This window comes from Paraburkholderia sp. GAS82 (assembly GCF_050436285.1).
GTDB classification, from domain to species: domain Bacteria; phylum Pseudomonadota; class Gammaproteobacteria; order Burkholderiales; family Burkholderiaceae; genus Paraburkholderia; species Paraburkholderia phenazinium_B.
Map to the genome: position 1 here is coordinate 370,444 of NZ_JBNDLX010000002.1, position 15,606 is coordinate 386,049.

Consider the following 15,606-nt stretch of genomic DNA (forward strand, 5'->3'; position numbering starts at 1 on the left):
TTGGAAATTGCGTGACGCGAGAGCCTGTCACAGACTCAGACATTAAGGCCCGGCGCCGGTTGAGCGCCCGCTGCCGCGCTCTGTCCGAACTTGCTTTGCGGCTGCATGCGGAAGGCCAGTACGACACCGATTCCCATCAACAGCATGCTGCCGAGAAACGGCAGTTCCCAACTACCGAAGCGGTCAATCAGGAACCCGCCCACGACCGGCGAAATGATCGCGGCTAGCGCCGAGCCCGTGTTCATCATGCCGCTAGCAGTGCCTGAATATTCCGGTGCAATGTCCATCGGGATCGCCCACATCGGTCCGATCGTCATTTCCGCAAAGAAGAACCCAGCGGACAGACACGCCATCGAGACGTACAGGTTGTGCGCAAACATCAACGGCACCAGCACGATCAGCGTCAGCAGCATGCAGATGGACACCATCCAGCTACGCGCACGTTTCAGGCTGCCTGTGCGAGTGAAAATCTTGTCCGTGACGATGCCGCCGAGGGTATCGCCGAGCACGCCCGCGAAGAACACCGTCGAAGCAAACAGGGCCGACTTCTGCAGGTCGAGGTGATAGCTATGCAGAAAGTATTGGGGGATCCAGCTCAAGAACAGCCACAAGGTCCAGCCATAACAAAAGTAGACGATCGTGACCGGGGCCATGCGACGAAACAGGGCCATCCACGGCACCTTGGCAGCTCTCGGCTTGGGTACCGGAAGCACTTCGAGTTCATCGGACGTGATGCGCGGATGGTCTTTCGGATGCTCGGTGAAGGTCACCGCCCAGACGATCACCCAGAGCAGGCTGAACAGCCCACAGATGTAGAACGACTCACGCCAGCCCCAGGTGGCCATCACCAGAACGATCGCGCCGGGCGCGACCGCATTGCCGATACGCGAGGCCGCGTGTGTGATGCCCTGCGCGAAACCGCGTTTCTCTTTCGCGACCCAACGCGCCATCGCGGCGGTCGCGGCAGGAAACGTCGCGCCCTCCCCGAAGCCAAGCAGCAACCGTGCGGCAAGCAGCGATGTGAGGCCGCCGGCGAGACCGGTCAGAATCGTCGCCACCGCCCACACCGCACCGCAGCAGATCAGAGTCCGCTTCGCACCGAAGCGATCGCTTACCCAGCCACCGATGATCTGAAACACGAGATACGGATACGCAAATGCGGAAAAGACCAGACCGATCTGCGTATGTGAAAGTTGGAACTCCTTACCGAACCCAGCTGCTGCGGTACTGACGTTGACACGGTCAAGATAGGTAATGAAGTACATGATGCAGAGCATCACTAGAACGATACTGCTCGCACTGGTCACACGAAACCGCTTCATCGTCTGTCTCCGTTGCTGCGATCGACGGCGTGCCTGAAACGGCGCGCTGCGTCGTTATTTCCCTGGCGTGCGCTGCGTGGCCGTAGCGCCTTGTGGACCGCTACGGCCGCTAAGACCGTTTACTGCAAGGGGAAGACTCCTCCTCTTCCCCCCTTTACTCCTTACCCGTGATGCGGACAGCTCAAGCCGCGGCTTTCAGACCAGCCCGTTGTGCCTCGGCAGTCAACCATTCCATCGCCGCCGGCAACCCGCTCGCCGCAAGCGGCACACCCGCCAGTTTCAGGCCCATCTCGCAACCGGCCAGCGTTGCCAGCAGCGTGAGGTCGTTGCAGTCGCCCAGATGGCCGATGCGGAACATACGGCCCTTCATTTTGCCAAGGCCCGTGCCGAGCGACATGTCGAAGCGTTCGTAGATAGTCTTGCGCACCGCGTCGGCGTCAATACCTTCCGGCATCATCACACCCGTCAGCACCGGGCTATACACGGCGGGGTCAGCACACTGGATCTCGAGACCCCACGCCCGCACGGCGCGGCGGCAGGCTTCGGCGAGACGCTCATGGCGCGCGAAGACGTTGTCGAGCCCTTCGTCGAGGATCATCTCGAGCGCTTCCGACAAACCATAAAGCAGGTTCGTGTTCGGCGTGTACGGCCAGTAGCCGGACTTGTTCATCTCGATGATCTCAGTCCAGTCCCAGAAGCTGCGCGGCAGCTTCGCCTGCTTGCCGGCGGCGACGGCCTTCGGCGACACCGCGTTGAAGCTGATGCCCGGCGGCAGCATCAAACCCTTTTGCGAGCCCGACACGGTGACGTCGACGCCCCATTCGTCATGGCGATAGTCGGCGCAGGCCAGACCCGAGATGGTGTCGACCAGCAGCAGGGCCGGGTGACCGGCCGCGTCGATCGCACGGCGCACGGCGGCGATATCGGAAGTGACGCCCGTCGAGGTCTCGTTGTGCACCACGCAGACCGCCTTGATCGCATGCTGCGAGTCTTCGCGAAGACGCGCTTCGATCATTTGCGGCTGCACGCCACGGCGCCAGCCCTCTATACCTGGCAAGCCGAGAAACTCCGGCTTCAGACCGAGGTTTTCCGCCATCTTCTTCCACAGCGTCGCAAAGTGGCCCGTCTCGAACATCAGCACGTGGTCACCGGGGCTCAGCGTATTCGACAGCGCCGCTTCCCATGCACCCGTACCCGAAGCCGGGTAGATCACCACCGGCTGCTGCGTCTTGAAGATCTTCTTGATGCCCTCGAGCACCTTCAACCCGAGCGCGGCGAATTCCGGGCCACGGTGATCGATGGTGGGATAGCTCATCGCCCGCAAGATGCGGTCCGGCACGGGGCTCGGCCCCGGAATCTGCAGGAAGTGACGGCCCGCAGGATGAAAGTCGAGCTTCAGCATGGGTCTTCTCCGATTGAATTTTGCATGCAAAAAACTATATCAGACGATCGATGACTAACCCAAGGCAAACGTGGGTTGCTGACACCAGTGTTTACCCGCTATCTTACCTAAAGGGCCGGCTTCCTATAAAATCGCCTCCAATGATAGTGAGGGTTTTTGTATGCAAAATTCGGAATTTGACGCGGATACCGCCAGCAGCCCGCTGATGCCGAAGGTTGAGCGGCAACGGTTGCATGACACCGTAGTTGAGCACATTCGGCGCTTTATCGTCGAAGGCGTACTGGAGCCGGGCAAGAAGCTTAATGAGCGCGAGCTGTGCGAGACGCTTGGCATTTCGCGCACGCCGTTGCGCGAAGCGCTGAAGGTGCTCGCGGCAGAAGGGCTGATCGAGATCTGGCCGAACCGCGGCGCGTCGGTGTCGAAGATGTCGGAGGCGGAGTTGCGCGAGACCTTTGAGCTGATGAGCGGGCTCGAAGCGTTCTCGGGCGAGCTGGCGGCCGAACGTATCACCGCGGCAGAGCTAGCTGAGATCAAGGCGTTGCATTACGCGATGCTGGCGTGTCGCGCGCAGAACGATCTGGCGGGGTACTACAGCCGCAATCAGGCGATTCACGACAAGATCAACGAAGCGGCGCGCAATGGGGCGTTGCGGCAGACTTATATTTCGGTGAACCGACGGTTGCAGGCGCTGCGGTTTCGGTCGAACTTTCAGATTCCGAAGTGGGATCGCGCGGTTCACGATCACGGCGAGATGCTCGAGGCACTCGAAGCGCGCGACGGTAAAAGGCTGAGCGCGATCTTGCGGCAGCACTTGCTGGACAAGCGCGATGCGGTACTGCAGGTGCAGTCGCAGGAGGATGTGGCGGCTTCGCCGCTGAAGGCTTGAGGCGAATCTGGGGCGACGGCCTAGGCTGCTGCTACCGCTGGCGCACGTTTGATCTTCTTGGGGGCATGCTTGCGCGCGTGCCAAAGATCGTAATCTAGCTGCATGCCGAGCCACAAATCGGCGCGACCTCCACGCTCGACGCCGAGCCATTGTTCTATGCGCAGAGCCATCTCCGGCGTGATCCCGCCGCGCTCATTGAGAAGACGGGACAGGGTCACCCGGGAGACTCCGAGTTGCTCCGCTGCCTCGGTCACCGTCAGGTTCAGGGCGGGCAGAATGTCTTCGCGAAGGATGGCCGCGGGATGCGGCGGATTGAACATTTTGGACATAGCTTTAGTCACTAGTGAAATCTGATGTGCCGGACGACTCTCGCACCAATTCGTAGTAGCGGACCCGGCGAACTGATGCGCTAATGATAGTCCCTATAGTCGACCAAGATCGCATCCTCGCGCTGGGCGGTATCGCCGTCGGCGGAGCGATCTGCTTCCTCATCGTAAAGCCGCTTGCCTATCTCGACGACGACTATCTGATGATCACCGCTCCGGTACTCGCCGGCTAGATCACTTATATCGCCGGTGAAATGCTCGATGTCTCCGGTGTCATCGCTACTGTCAGTTGCGGCATGATGCTCGGTTGGTATCGGCTCTAGATTTTCTCCGCCGCGGTACGCACGCGCGGCAATGCATTCCGGCGGGTCGTTATCTACTTGACGGAAGCGTTGGCGTTCATTCTGATCGGACTATCACTGCGCGATTTTGAGGTTCCGAATCGAGGTCCCGAAAAACCTCACCTTTGACGTAACACGTGCGATATACGCACTACGCAACGCGCAAAGTCCTGGGTGTGAAATACTTCAAGGTGAGACTTTTCGGGACCACTGCAAGTGTGCGTGAAGACATCGGGGTCATCACACGAGCGTGAAGATCAAGTCCCTGGAAATCCTCACCTTTTCGACGTAGTCACAACACCATTCGAGGTCACATTCAATGCCAACCGTCGCCGTCGCGATCTTCCCCGGTGTGCAAGCGCTCGACGTCGCGGGACCCGTGGATGTCTTTTCGGAAGCCAACCTGTTTCTTCCCCCCGAAGCGCATTACCACGTGACCCTGGTCAGCGCCGAGCCAGGTGCGTTGCGCGCCTCCAATGGTATGACGCTGGTCGCAGATCGGACCTTCGAGCAGGCCGAGCAAGGCTTCGACCTGGCACTGGTGGCCGGCGGCCCCGCGCTGCCCGAGCACGAGCCCGAGCCGCGCCTGACCGCCTGGATTACCACCGTCGCCGCGCGCTGCAAGCGCTACGGGTCGATCTGCACGGGTGCCTTCGCGCTCGGCCACGCAGGCTTGCTGGACGAACGCAGCGTCACCACCCACTGGCAACACGCCGCGCAACTGGCCGCGCAATTTCCTCACGCACGCGTCGACTTCGACCGCATCTATCTGCGTGACGAACAGCTCGTCACGTCCGCGGGCGTGACGGCCGGTATCGATCTCTCGCTTGCGCTCGTCGCCGAGGATCACGGGCCACGCACCGCTCTCGCAGTCGCCAAGCGCCTCGTCGTATTTGCCCAGCGCCAAGGGGGTCAATCGCAGTTCAGTCCGTATCTGACCGCGCCTGCGGATGAAACATCGGCGGTTGCCAAAGTGCAGGCGCACGTCATGGACCATATCGGCGAAAACTTCACGGTGAAACGACTCGCGGACGTCGCGGGTATGAGCGCGCGCAATTTCGCCCGCGTCTTCGTGCAGGAGACCGGCGTGACGCCACATGAATTTGTCGAGCGCGCACGGGTGGACGCGGCGCGCAAGCTGCTCGAGAGCAGCCCGGCGGCGCTTAAGGCGATTGCCTACGACTGCGGCTTCGGCACCGCCGACCGCATGCGCATCGTGTTCATGCGGCGCATCGGCGCTACGCCCATGCAGTATCGGGAGCGCTTCCGCTCGGCGTGAACGGCGCGACGCTGCAGACTCACGGTGCATCGTGAGAAAATGCTCAGCCTCACCTCTTGCCTCAGGCGCTCGCCGCCAATCATCATGACCACATCCATTACTCGCGCCATCGTTACTGGCCATACACGTGGCGTCGGAGCTGCGCTTGCCGAACAGCTGTTGTCGCGCGACATAGCCGTGCTGGGACTTTCGCGTTCGCGCAACATAGCACTCGCGCAACGTTTCCCGCAGACACTCGAAGAAATCGAAGTCGATCTGGCGGATCCTTCGCGAGTCGCGCAATGGCTCACTGGCGACGCGCTGAGCCGCTTCGTCGAAGGTGCGCACAGCGTGCTGCTCTTCAACAATGCCGGTACGGTGCAGCCGGTGGGTCCCATCGAAACGCAGGACGCGGGCGCAATCGCCAGCGCGGTAGGCCTGAACGTGGCGACGCCATTGATGCTCGCGAGCGCTGTCGCCAAAGTGAGCGTGGCAGCAAGCGACCGGCGGATCGCGCATATCTCGAGCGGTGCGGCGCGCAACGCCTATCCGGGCTGGAGCATCTACTGCGCGACCAAAGCCGCGCTGGATCACCACGCACGCGCAGTCGTTCTCGACGCCAATCGCGCACTGCGTATCTGCAGCGTCGCGCCGGGCGTGATCGATACCGACATGCAAGCGGAAATTCGCGGCACCGGCAAAGAGCAATTCCCGTTGCGCGAACGATTCGAAGAACTTAAACGCAACGGCCAACTATCTACGCCTGCGGCGTGCGCTGCCCAGTTGATCGACTTCGTCTTGAGCGATGCGTTTGGAGAAACGCCCGTCGCGGATATCCGCGACTTGACGCAGCGCAGTTGACACTTGCACCGCCTGCGGCGTCCGGCTCCCGAATATCCTCACCATTTCGGCTGCCAGCCGCGGGCTCGCATCTCAAGCAGTGCGTCTCCGTCAGGCGATTTCTTCACCTTAAGTCACGACATCTCGCGACGCCGTCGCGCTCCCGAAAGTACTCACCTTTGACCTGGCGTCGTCGTTTCGCACCGGGCGTTCTCGCGTGACACGACGTGTCAAGGCCGAGCGAGGCAGCTTCAGATATGGGGACACCCGCACTTTGATTGACGAACCTCCGGGCCGCTCCTAAAGTTCATTGCAAACAGCGCAGCAAGCGTCGCGTTGCAAAGAGCTTGATTGAAGCGCATCAAAGGAGACACCTGTGAACAGTCCCACCAGAAAACCTCTGCGCAGCCAGGCCTGGTTTGGCAAAGCCGATAAGGATGGCTTCATTCACCGCTCGTGGATGAAAAACCAGGGACTGCCACACCATCTGTTCGACGGCCGGCCGGTAATCGGCATCTGCAATACGTGGTCGGAACTCACACCCTGCAATGCCCACTTTCGGGAACTGGCCGAGTACGTCAAGAAGGGCGTCTACGAGGCGGGGGGTTTTCCGGTGGAGTTTCCGGTCATGTCGCTGGGCGAGTCGAACCTGCGGCCCACGGCGATGCTGTTTCGCAATCTGGCTTCGATGGATGTCGAAGAGTCGATTCGCGGCAATCCGATCGACGGCGTGATTCTGCTATGCGGCTGCGACAAGACCACGCCTGCGCTGCTGATGGGCGCAGCGTCGTGCAATCTGCCGACCCTTGCCGTCTCGGGCGGTCCGATGCTAAACGGCCGCTATCGCGGCCAGACAATCGGCTCGGGCACCGGCGTGTGGCAAATGTCCGAGCAGGTTCGCGCCGGTACGATGAACATGGAGCAGTTCATTGAGGCAGAAAGCTGCATGAACCGTTCGCGCGGCCATTGCATGACCATGGGCACAGCCTCGACCATGGCCAGCATGGTCGAGGCGCTCGGCATGGGATTGCCGCACAACGCCGCCATTCCCGCCGTCGATGCGCGCCGCCAGGTCCTGGCTCACATGGCGGGGCGCCGCATCGTGGAGATGGTCAACGAAGACCTCACGATGGACAAAATCCTGACGCGTGCGGCTTTTGAAAACGCGATTCGCGCCAACGCCGCGATCGGCGGGTCGACCAATGCCGTGGTTCACCTGCTGGCGATTGCCGGACGCATCGGCGTCGACCTGACGCTGGAAGACTGGGAATACGGCTCCGATGTGCCCTGCCTCGTGAACCTGCAGCCGTCGGGCGAGTTCCTGATGGAAGATTTTTATTACGCGGGCGGTTTGCCTGCGGTGCTGCGCGAACTGGGCCACGCGGAGTTGCTTCATCGCGATGCCTTGACCGTGAACGGCCGCACGATCTGGGACAACGTGAGCCAGGCTGAATGCTTCGACCGCAAGGTCATTTTCCCGATTGAGGAACCGTTCAAAGCGAAGGCGGGGATCGCGGTGCTAAAGGGAAACCTGGCGCCCGACGGCGCTGTGATCAAACCGTCGGCGGCAACGGCGGCGCTGCTGCAGCACCGAGGCCGCGCGGTGGTATTCGAAAGCGTTGAAGATCTGCACGCACGGATCAACGACGACAACCTCGATATCGACGCCAATTGCGTCATGGTGCTCAAAGGCGCAGGACCGAAGGGGTACCCGGGCTTTGCCGAAGTCGGCAACATGCCATTGCCGCCCAAGGTGTTGAAGCAAGGCATTACGGACATGGTGCGCATCTCGGATGGCCGCATGAGCGGCACGGCCTACGGCGCGGTGGTCTTGCACGTCGCCCCGGAGGCGGCCGCGGGCGGTACGCTGGCGCTCGTGCAGGACGGCGACATGATCGAACTCGACGTAACGGGACGCCGACTCCATCTCGATGTGGACGACGCCGAGCTGGCGCGTCGCAAGGCAGCCTGGCAAGCGCCGCCGTCACCTGAGCGCGGCTGGTACAAGCTGTACGTGAATAGCGTCCAGCAGGCCAACCTCGGTGCCGATCTGGAATTTCTCGTCGGCTCGAGCGGCGCAGCCGTGCCGCGCGATTCTCATTGAACAGGTGGCTCGACGCCATGGAATCGTCCCGCACCAGCGAACCTCGAATCGCAGGCATCTATCCGATTCTCTACGCGTATTTCGATCGTCACAACCAGCTCGATCGGGAAGCCATGCGCAGACAGATGCAAGCTGTCGTCGGGGCTCGTGCGCCCGGCGTCGCCGTGTTGGGACTGGCGACCGAGGTCAACAAGCTCTCGCGCGTCGAACGCGAGCAGGTCATCCAGTGGGCGATTGAAGATAGCGGCGGCGCGTTGCCGCTCGCGGTGACTGTCAGCGGCACCTCGGTCGAGGCTCAACGCGAATTGGCCCGCTTCGCGCTCGCGCAAGGCGCAAGCTGGCTTATCCTGCAGCCGCCCTCGTTGCCGCCGGGCACCGCGCCTCAACCTGAGACTTTCTATTTCGATTTTTTCGCTGCGGTGATGGACGGCTTCGACGTGCCCATGGGCATCCAGAACGCTCCCGAATATCTCGGCGTGGGACTCTCGCCCGATAGTCTCGAACGACTCGCCGTGCGATGTCCGAACTTCCGGCTGCTCAAAGGCGAAGGGCCGTCGATCGTGCTCGCGGAGACCATTGCACGCGTCGGCCATCTGATGCCGGTGCTGAACGGGCGCGGCGGCCTGGAGTTGCTCGACAATCTGCGCGCCGGCTGCGCCGGCATGATCGTGGCGCCGGACTGCTTCGACTGGCAACAACGTGTCTACGAAGCATTTGCGAACGGCGATGTGGCTCGCGCTGAGACGCTGTATCGCGAGGTGCTGCCCGGCATCGTATTCGTGATGCAGTCGCTCGATACACTGATCTGCTACGGCAAACGGATTGCCGCGTGGCGCATGGGTTTCGAGGTACAGCACGATCGCGACACGAAGTTGCTGCCGAGCCGCTTCGGTCTCGAAGCAGCTCGGCGCTTTGCGCATACGCTCGGGCCGTTGCCGTGAGTGACGGTTGGCCGGGCCGGTTCATGGCGCGCGGCGTGCAGCGTGCGGTGATTCATGAAAACCAACTGCGTCGCACAGCGCTCGAGCGTTGGCGACATCGCTCAAACCACGCTCCCGAAAAGACTCACCTTTCGCCAGCAGCGCATTGCGACGGAAACTAAAAAGGCTGCTTTGCTGGCACCCAGCAGTCTCGCCGCTTACTGCGCCGCGTCGTGCTGCGGCGATTTCGCCGGCCGCCCTGTCTTGACCGTTTCGACGGCCGAAATCGCATCGAGCAATCGTGCAATCGGCACCCCTTCGAGCAGCAGCAGACCCGCGCGCAGCAACTCGCTCTTCTTGACGGCCACGCCCGCATCCAGACACTTCTGCTTGAGCGCTGCGAGTTTTTCGTAGTCCGACTTCGGCATGGTGAAGCTGTCGCGGACCACCTTTTCCTTCTTCAGGCGCTTTGCTTTTTGTTCTGCCGTGACGCTATCTGGCTTCGTTTCTACAGACTTGGCTGGCTTCACACGGGGAGTTTTCGGCGCCGCAGCCTTCGGCTTGGCCGGCTTGGCGGTTTTGGCCGCCCTGGCCGCTCTGGCAGGCACCGCGGGCTTCTCCGGCGCCGCAGCGGGGGCAACAGCGGGCTTGGTTCTGCCGTTTGCGCGACTCGATGCGGGAGTGGTTTTCTTGCTCGGCTTCCTGGTGCTGGGTGCGGCCATGGTTATCTCCGGGTGAGAAATACGCAAAACAGTATATATCGTTTATCCCATTTCTCCATTCACAGGGATGAAGGCCGCTACGGCAACGAAGTTGTCCACAGATTCTGTTTGCAAGGGTGTGCATAACTCGCGGGCAAGCCACGCAAGTGGTTGAAACGCATGAGGTTATGAGTCCGGCGTCAGGGATGTGCAACGCGCGCTTCGTCGAGGAGCAAATCAGGTTTGATTTTGATCGGCAAGGTGATAAGCATGCCCAGGAAAATCCTCACCGAAGATCGTCGAAAGGTGAAGGCGACACGAGCTTAAAGCCGCACCTCTTCGTTGCGAGCCTTGGCTCCCGAAAAACCTCACCTTTGGGCGCAGCTGCAATTAATCTGCATTCCCAGGTAGGCCTTTAAACAGCAATTGAGATGTCAACGGGTTGAACTCGCGACATGTTTAACGTCGCTGTGCTTTCTGCGGCAGCCCCCGAATATCCTCACCCTCGTCAATTCGGTCTCAGCCGTTTAACCATTGTTTTCAATTGCTTCAGCCCCAGCCACAGCGCCTGAGCCGAGAATCCGTAACACCGCACACGTCTCGTTACAAACCGAGAGAGCTTGTCATATGCGCTCTTTCTAGAATGCGCATGTGCCGATTTCAACCAAGGCGCCCCACAACAATCCGGAGTTGTCTCATGACGTTCCTAAAATCAAAACCGGTCGAAGACCGCGCGCGCTCCTCCCGTCAACGGGCCTCATATTCACGCGTGATGGTACGCACGCTGATCGCTGCCGCGGCGCTCGCCGCCACGGCGCCAGCCGCTTTCGCACAGGTCGTGCTCGTACCGGTTCCTGCTCCGGTTCGCGAATATGCTCCGCCGCCCCGCCCTGGATATATGTGGCACCACGGCTACTGGCAGTGGGAACATGGCCGTTATGTGTGGGTTACCGGTGGGTGGGTCACGCAACCGCGTGTTGCCTATGGTGTGTATCCGGCAACGGTGCAACCCGCGCCTGAGCCGCCCCCGCCGCCGCGCGTCGAGCGTCTGTCTGCGGACGCGCTGTTTCCTTTCGACCGGGGTGATGTCAACGACATTCGCCCCGCGGGTCTGCAAGACCTCTCGCAAATCGCGGCACGCCTGCGTGCGAATCCCTTCGGTCACGTCGAGGTACGCGGCTATACCGACCGGCTCGGGTCCGATTCCTACAACATGGAGCTATCCAGAAGGCGAGCCGAAGCAGTCAAGGCGGTACTGGTCCAGCAAGGTGTGCCGGCGCAGAAGATTCGCGCCGACGGACTCGGCAGCCAGGACCCCGTGACCCAATGCGGCAATATGGATAACGCGGATCTGGTTCGATGCCTGCAACCGGATCGTCGCGTGGAGATCGTCACGTACGTGCGAGACTAGCCGCACACACGCAGAAAGCCGGCGCAGGATGCGCCGGCCCATCCATAGCCAAGGCTTATCCTTGAGCAGTGTTGGTGGGCACCGTGATCGAGCCATGCGGTCCGCCGCCGGGACCACCCGGACCACCGCCACCGGGGCCGCCCCAACCTGGGCCCGGCCCCCACCAGCAACCGCTCAGGGTTGCCGTCAACGCAGCCAGGGCCGCTACTATCGCTAACTTTCTCATGTGTTTCTCCTTCGTGAGGTATTGCGAGCACGGATACCGTCGCTTCAGAATCCGTGAAATGCAATGCCCAGAACATATCAACCGACGAAGGATCGTGTTTGAGAACGTAGTTACAAAACCGTACAGAAGTTTGTCGTCAGCGTACGCGGGTATTCGCTGAATCACCCTTGTTTACGCACGCTTTAGCAAGACATGAGACATCGTTTGCGCAATCCGATGCTTCTACTTCCTGTTGCTCTAAGTAAGCCGATGTAAGCGCTTGAGTTCGCCTCGAGCAACAACATGCGCTGTGCGGGATCTCCTGGAACTCCTCACCTTATAAGCAGCAACTCCTGGAAGTCCTCACCATCCCGAATCCTCTCACCTTAACCAATACATTGACCAACGAGCGACCAACGTACGACGCCTTCCACCTGCAACGTACTCCCCGTTTGCACAGAGTCGAACGGGCGTAAAGTCCTGCCACAAATAAAACGGCTCTCACGCCACACCTCGTCGTCTGGCGCTACACCAATCCCCGCTCATGCAATAAACTTCGGGCTTGAGCGAATGCGCCGGACATCGCGGATCCGCCCCTTTCGCAAACGTAATTTGCGTCGGGAAGTCCACCGCGTAGCCGGCCGTCTATTAGAGAGTCGAAGAAGCAGGATGACCGAGCCCGTCTCGCGGGTGCCCCTCGGATTGGACACGACGTCCTCACGTCGCTGGCCTGTCACAGGCCACCCCAATGCATTGAAGCTGACCGCCGCCTGGCATGCCGCCGCGCTGGCCGGTTGCGCGCTCGCGCCATCATCATGGCCGTGGTGGCTTGCGGGCACCGCCATCAACCATGCCGCTGTCACGGCGGCAGGACTGTGGCCGCGCTCATCGGTGCTCGGGCCAAACTGGACCCAGTTGCCGGCGGTCGCAGGCAACGCCAACTCCATCGCGCTGACCATCGACGATGGCCCAGACCCCGTCGTCACCCCGCAGGTACTCGATCTGCTCGATCGACATGGCGTTCGCGCCACATTCTTCTGCATCGGCACGCTGGCCCGCCGTTATCCGTCGCTCACCCGCGAGATCGTGGCGCGCGGTCACGCAGTGGAAAATCATTCGCAGACGCACCGTCACACGTTCTCGGTAAAAGGTCCAATCGCACTGGCCCGGGAAGTGGCAACGGCACAACGCACGCTGACCGAACTCACCGGCGAGCGCCCGCTATTCTTCCGTGCGCCGGCGGGTCTGCGCAACGTCCTTCTCGAACCGGTGCTGCAGGCCTTCGATCTGCGCCTCGTGGCGTGGACGAAACGCGGCTTCGACACTCGCGAAACGGATCCCGGGCGGGTCCAGCAACGCCTGCTCGACAACCTCGCGGCGCGCGACATCCTTCTCGTGCACGACGGCAATGCCGCGACCGCCGCTAACGGCCAGCCTGTTCTGCTCTCTGTCCTGCCTCATGTGATTGAAGCGGCCAGGCAACAAGGGCTTCGCTTTATCACATTACGTCAGGCTTTCACCTCCGAGTAAAAAGTTCGCGACAATTCCGGCTTAATGCCAATTTGCTTCGCAGTACGCGTTAAACCTCGTCAGTATCGGCCGAGGCAGATTATTTCTATTCCCGGCCCTATATAATTCGCGCAAAATGCCGTTAACGTACCTATCGATAAACACGCTGTATCCGTGCTGCACATCGTTAGGGTCCGTAACGCGCTGTCTTTTAACGAAATTTGCCAATTCGTTCTGATGGCTAAACCCGAAGCAGTTGCAGCCTCAATATAAGAACACCGATATGCCCGATTTGCGCTGGACCATGCCGGTAGCATACTGGTCCTTCTGGTCCCCCATGTCCGCGACGAAACCCGATACAGGTTTTATTGAGCCGATGGTGCGTCGACGCCTGAGCTCCCTGTCAAAGGCGGCGCTCAAGGTAGCGCACGACTGTACGGACGGGAAACAGGCCATACGCATGGTGTTCGCATCGCGACACGGGGAGTTGCGGCGCACCACCGACATCCTGCGCAACCTCACCGCGGCCGAGCAGGTCTCGCCCAACGCCTTCAGCCTGTCCGTCCTGAACGCCATGTCCGGCATCTTCGGCATTGCGCGCGGCGACCGCTCGCCCGCGACGGCCATCTCGGCTGGCCCGGAATCGCTAGGCTACGCGTTGCTCGAAGCCTACGCGCAACACATGCAGCAGCCCTCGCCGCCAGTGCTGGTCGTCTATGCCGACGAGCCCGCCGATGCGGTGTACGGCAACGTCGCGGACGAAATCCAGGAAGGCGCCCTCGCAATCCTGGTCGACGCAGACACCGCCCAAGGTCACCTGGAATGCGCCGTCAGCGGAATGGACGAGGCAAACGGGGCCGATCCGCGCCTTTCCACACAAAGCGAGGCGCTTGTCCGCTGCCTCGACTCCCGCCAGCCCGCAGCGTGGCAAAGCGCGAACGTCAGCTGGCAATGGAGATGGCATGACCGCACGGCTTAATTACGGCTGGCGGCTCTTCGCCACGGGCATGAGCTTTGTGGTGTTCGGCATCTGCGGCATGCTGTTCTCGATCCTCGCCTATCCGCTCGTCTGCCTGTGGCCGCATGCCGCCTCCCGTCAACGTGCGGTCACGACGGTGATTCACTATTTCTTTCGGGCGCTCGTCGCGGCCCTGAAGTGGACCGGCGTGATGGAACTCGAAGTCGAAGGCGTGGCGAGATTGCGCGCCAGCGGCCCGGCCATCGTCGTGGCCAATCATCCGACGTATCTCGACGTCGTAGTGCTGCTCTCGCTGGTACCGTCGGCCTGCTGCGTGGTGAAGAACGCACACTGGGGTAATCCCTGCTTCTGGGGCATCGTGCGCGCGGCCGCTTATGTGAGCAATGCAGACCCGGTCGAATTTGTCACGGACTGCTCGCGCCAGCTCGCCGCGGGCCATACGATGATCATTTTCCCCGAGGGCTCGCGCAGTCCCGCGCCGAACCGGTTGCACGCGTTTTCACGCGGCTTTGCCTATATTGCGCTGGATGCGGGAGTGCCGATTGTCCCGGTCCTGATGAATTGCGATCCACCGGCTTTTACGAAGGAAATGCGCTGGTACGATGTGCCGCCGCGTCCGTTCCGTATCAGCGTGAACGTGCTCGATCCCGTCGGGGCCGAGCAGCTCGCGATTCAGGATGAACCGCCGTCCCTTGCAGCACGAAGCGTGACCCATGCTATCGAGAAGCACATTACCCAGCACCTGTTCGACTATGGATTCTTTAAAACTGGAAATTAAGCAGCTCCTGATCGAAGCGTTCGATCTGGAACACCTGACGCCCGCGGATATCGACGACGACGCGCCGCTCTTCGAAACGGACGGCGTCGGACTGGATTCGATCGACGCGCTGGAGATCGGCATCGTGCTGCGCAAGCAATACCACCTGGTTATCAGCGCAGATGACCCGCGCATGCGCGATCACTTTCGCTCGGTCAGCAGCCTGGCGGCGCTGATCGCCAGTCAGCAGGATACGGCCGCCGCAGTCGGCGCAACCGCAAGCACAGGGGAATAATCGTGACCGAGGCAGAAATTCTGGAGCGCATTCGCGCCATTTTCAAAGAGAACTTCGCTATTGAGCCGGCACGTGTGACGCCCGAAGCGCATCTGTTCGAAGAACTCGATCTGGACAGCATCGACGCCGTCGACCTCGCGATCAAGCTGCAGGAAATGACAGGCCGCCGTATCAAACCGGAAGAGTTCAAGCAGGTCCGCACGGTCGGCGACGTGATCAGTGCGATCGAATCGCTGCTCGCGGCACAGGACTGATGCTGTCCGTCCCCTCGTGCAAACAGCAGGCCGTCGAAGCTGCCGCGCACGATACCGAGGCTGATGAGGACCTCGCTGCACCGGCGAAGGTCGCCG

The 15,606-nt window shown here is 61.2% G+C and carries 17 protein-coding genes; 12 read left to right on the top strand and 5 right to left on the bottom strand.

Annotated elements, in window-relative coordinates; translation table 11 throughout:
* Positions 1 to 35 precede the first annotated feature (35 nt).
* The gene (locus P3T17_RS07990; RefSeq protein WP_429405904.1) at positions 36 to 1,322 is read right to left on the bottom strand and encodes an MFS transporter; all 1,287 of its coding nucleotides are present in this window, start codon (positions 1,320 to 1,322) and stop codon (positions 36 to 38) included.
* A gap of 181 nt (positions 1,323 to 1,503) precedes the next feature.
* Positions 1,504 to 2,724: a pyridoxal-phosphate-dependent aminotransferase family protein gene (locus P3T17_RS07995; protein ID WP_429405906.1), complete on the bottom strand. Its 1,221-nt coding sequence runs from the start codon at positions 2,722 to 2,724 to the stop codon at positions 1,504 to 1,506.
* 160 nt (positions 2,725 to 2,884) lie between these two features.
* On the opposite strand from P3T17_RS07995, the gene P3T17_RS08000 reads away from it, so the two are divergent.
* The gene (locus P3T17_RS08000) at positions 2,885 to 3,610 is read left to right on the top strand and encodes a GntR family transcriptional regulator (protein ID WP_074266712.1); all 726 of its coding nucleotides are present in this window, start codon (positions 2,885 to 2,887) and stop codon (positions 3,608 to 3,610) included.
* Between the two features lie 20 nt (positions 3,611 to 3,630).
* Here P3T17_RS08000 and P3T17_RS08005 read toward each other — a convergent pair whose 3' ends face one another.
* Complete coding sequence (locus P3T17_RS08005; protein WP_074266713.1) at positions 3,631 to 3,939, bottom strand: HigA family addiction module antitoxin; 309 nt, start codon at positions 3,937 to 3,939, stop codon at positions 3,631 to 3,633.
* 83 nt (positions 3,940 to 4,022) lie between these two features.
* On the opposite strand from P3T17_RS08005, the gene P3T17_RS08010 reads away from it, so the two are divergent.
* The 5 genes from P3T17_RS08010 to P3T17_RS08030 all read left to right on the top strand — a co-directional run bounded on the left by P3T17_RS08010 (position 4,023) and on the right by P3T17_RS08030 (position 9,420).
* Positions 4,023 to 4,169 (top strand): hypothetical protein, encoded by a 147-nt coding sequence (locus P3T17_RS08010; protein ID WP_167379419.1) that lies wholly within the window; start codon positions 4,023 to 4,025, stop codon positions 4,167 to 4,169.
* A gap of 427 nt (positions 4,170 to 4,596) precedes the next feature.
* Positions 4,597 to 5,556 (top strand): GlxA family transcriptional regulator, encoded by a 960-nt coding sequence (locus tag P3T17_RS08015; protein ID WP_429405908.1) that lies wholly within the window; start codon positions 4,597 to 4,599, stop codon positions 5,554 to 5,556.
* Between the two features lie 84 nt (positions 5,557 to 5,640).
* On the top strand, positions 5,641 to 6,396 hold the full coding sequence (locus tag P3T17_RS08020; RefSeq protein ID WP_429405910.1) for an SDR family oxidoreductase: 756 nt from the start codon (positions 5,641 to 5,643) through the stop codon (positions 6,394 to 6,396).
* A gap of 355 nt (positions 6,397 to 6,751) precedes the next feature.
* On the top strand, positions 6,752 to 8,479 hold the full coding sequence (locus tag P3T17_RS08025) for an IlvD/Edd family dehydratase (RefSeq protein WP_429405912.1): 1,728 nt from the start codon (positions 6,752 to 6,754) through the stop codon (positions 8,477 to 8,479).
* A gap of 17 nt (positions 8,480 to 8,496) precedes the next feature.
* Positions 8,497 to 9,420, top strand: a complete 924-nt coding sequence (locus tag P3T17_RS08030) for a dihydrodipicolinate synthase family protein (protein WP_429405913.1) — start codon at positions 8,497 to 8,499, stop codon at positions 9,418 to 9,420.
* Positions 9,421 to 9,617: 197 nt separating this feature from the next.
* Here P3T17_RS08030 and P3T17_RS08035 read toward each other — a convergent pair whose 3' ends face one another.
* The gene (locus P3T17_RS08035; protein WP_429405914.1) at positions 9,618 to 10,121 is read right to left on the bottom strand and encodes a hypothetical protein; all 504 of its coding nucleotides are present in this window, start codon (positions 10,119 to 10,121) and stop codon (positions 9,618 to 9,620) included.
* 676 nt (positions 10,122 to 10,797) lie between these two features.
* Between P3T17_RS08035 and P3T17_RS08040 the strand changes: the two genes are divergently transcribed.
* Positions 10,798 to 11,511, top strand: coding sequence for an OmpA family protein (locus P3T17_RS08040; protein ID WP_429405915.1), 714 nt, complete (start codon positions 10,798 to 10,800; stop codon positions 11,509 to 11,511).
* Positions 11,512 to 11,566: 55 nt separating this feature from the next.
* On the opposite strand, the gene P3T17_RS08045 is transcribed toward P3T17_RS08040, so the two are convergent.
* The gene (locus P3T17_RS08045) at positions 11,567 to 11,737 is read right to left on the bottom strand and encodes a hypothetical protein (protein ID WP_429405916.1); all 171 of its coding nucleotides are present in this window, start codon (positions 11,735 to 11,737) and stop codon (positions 11,567 to 11,569) included.
* A 648-nt stretch (positions 11,738 to 12,385) separates the two neighbouring features.
* On the opposite strand from P3T17_RS08045, the gene P3T17_RS08050 reads away from it, so the two are divergent.
* The 5 genes from P3T17_RS08050 (at position 12,386) to P3T17_RS08070 (ending at position 15,510) form a co-directional block, all read left to right on the top strand.
* Positions 12,386 to 13,246 (top strand): polysaccharide deacetylase family protein, encoded by an 861-nt coding sequence (locus P3T17_RS08050; protein ID WP_429405917.1) that lies wholly within the window; start codon positions 12,386 to 12,388, stop codon positions 13,244 to 13,246.
* A 262-nt stretch (positions 13,247 to 13,508) separates the two neighbouring features.
* The gene (locus tag P3T17_RS08055) at positions 13,509 to 14,204 is read left to right on the top strand and encodes a beta-ketoacyl synthase chain length factor (RefSeq protein ID WP_429405919.1); all 696 of its coding nucleotides are present in this window, start codon (positions 13,509 to 13,511) and stop codon (positions 14,202 to 14,204) included.
* The gene (locus P3T17_RS08060) at positions 14,188 to 14,982 is read left to right on the top strand and encodes a lysophospholipid acyltransferase family protein (protein WP_429405920.1); all 795 of its coding nucleotides are present in this window, start codon (positions 14,188 to 14,190) and stop codon (positions 14,980 to 14,982) included. The genes P3T17_RS08055 and P3T17_RS08060 overlap by 17 nt, the downstream gene beginning before the upstream one ends.
* The gene (locus P3T17_RS08065) at positions 14,957 to 15,256 is read left to right on the top strand and encodes a phosphopantetheine-binding protein (RefSeq protein ID WP_429405922.1); all 300 of its coding nucleotides are present in this window, start codon (positions 14,957 to 14,959) and stop codon (positions 15,254 to 15,256) included. Before P3T17_RS08060 ends, P3T17_RS08065 begins: the two co-directional genes overlap by 26 nt.
* A gap of 2 nt (positions 15,257 to 15,258) precedes the next feature.
* Complete coding sequence (locus P3T17_RS08070; protein WP_074266724.1) at positions 15,259 to 15,510, top strand: acyl carrier protein; 252 nt, start codon at positions 15,259 to 15,261, stop codon at positions 15,508 to 15,510.
* The last annotated feature ends 96 nt before the right edge of the window (positions 15,511 to 15,606 follow it).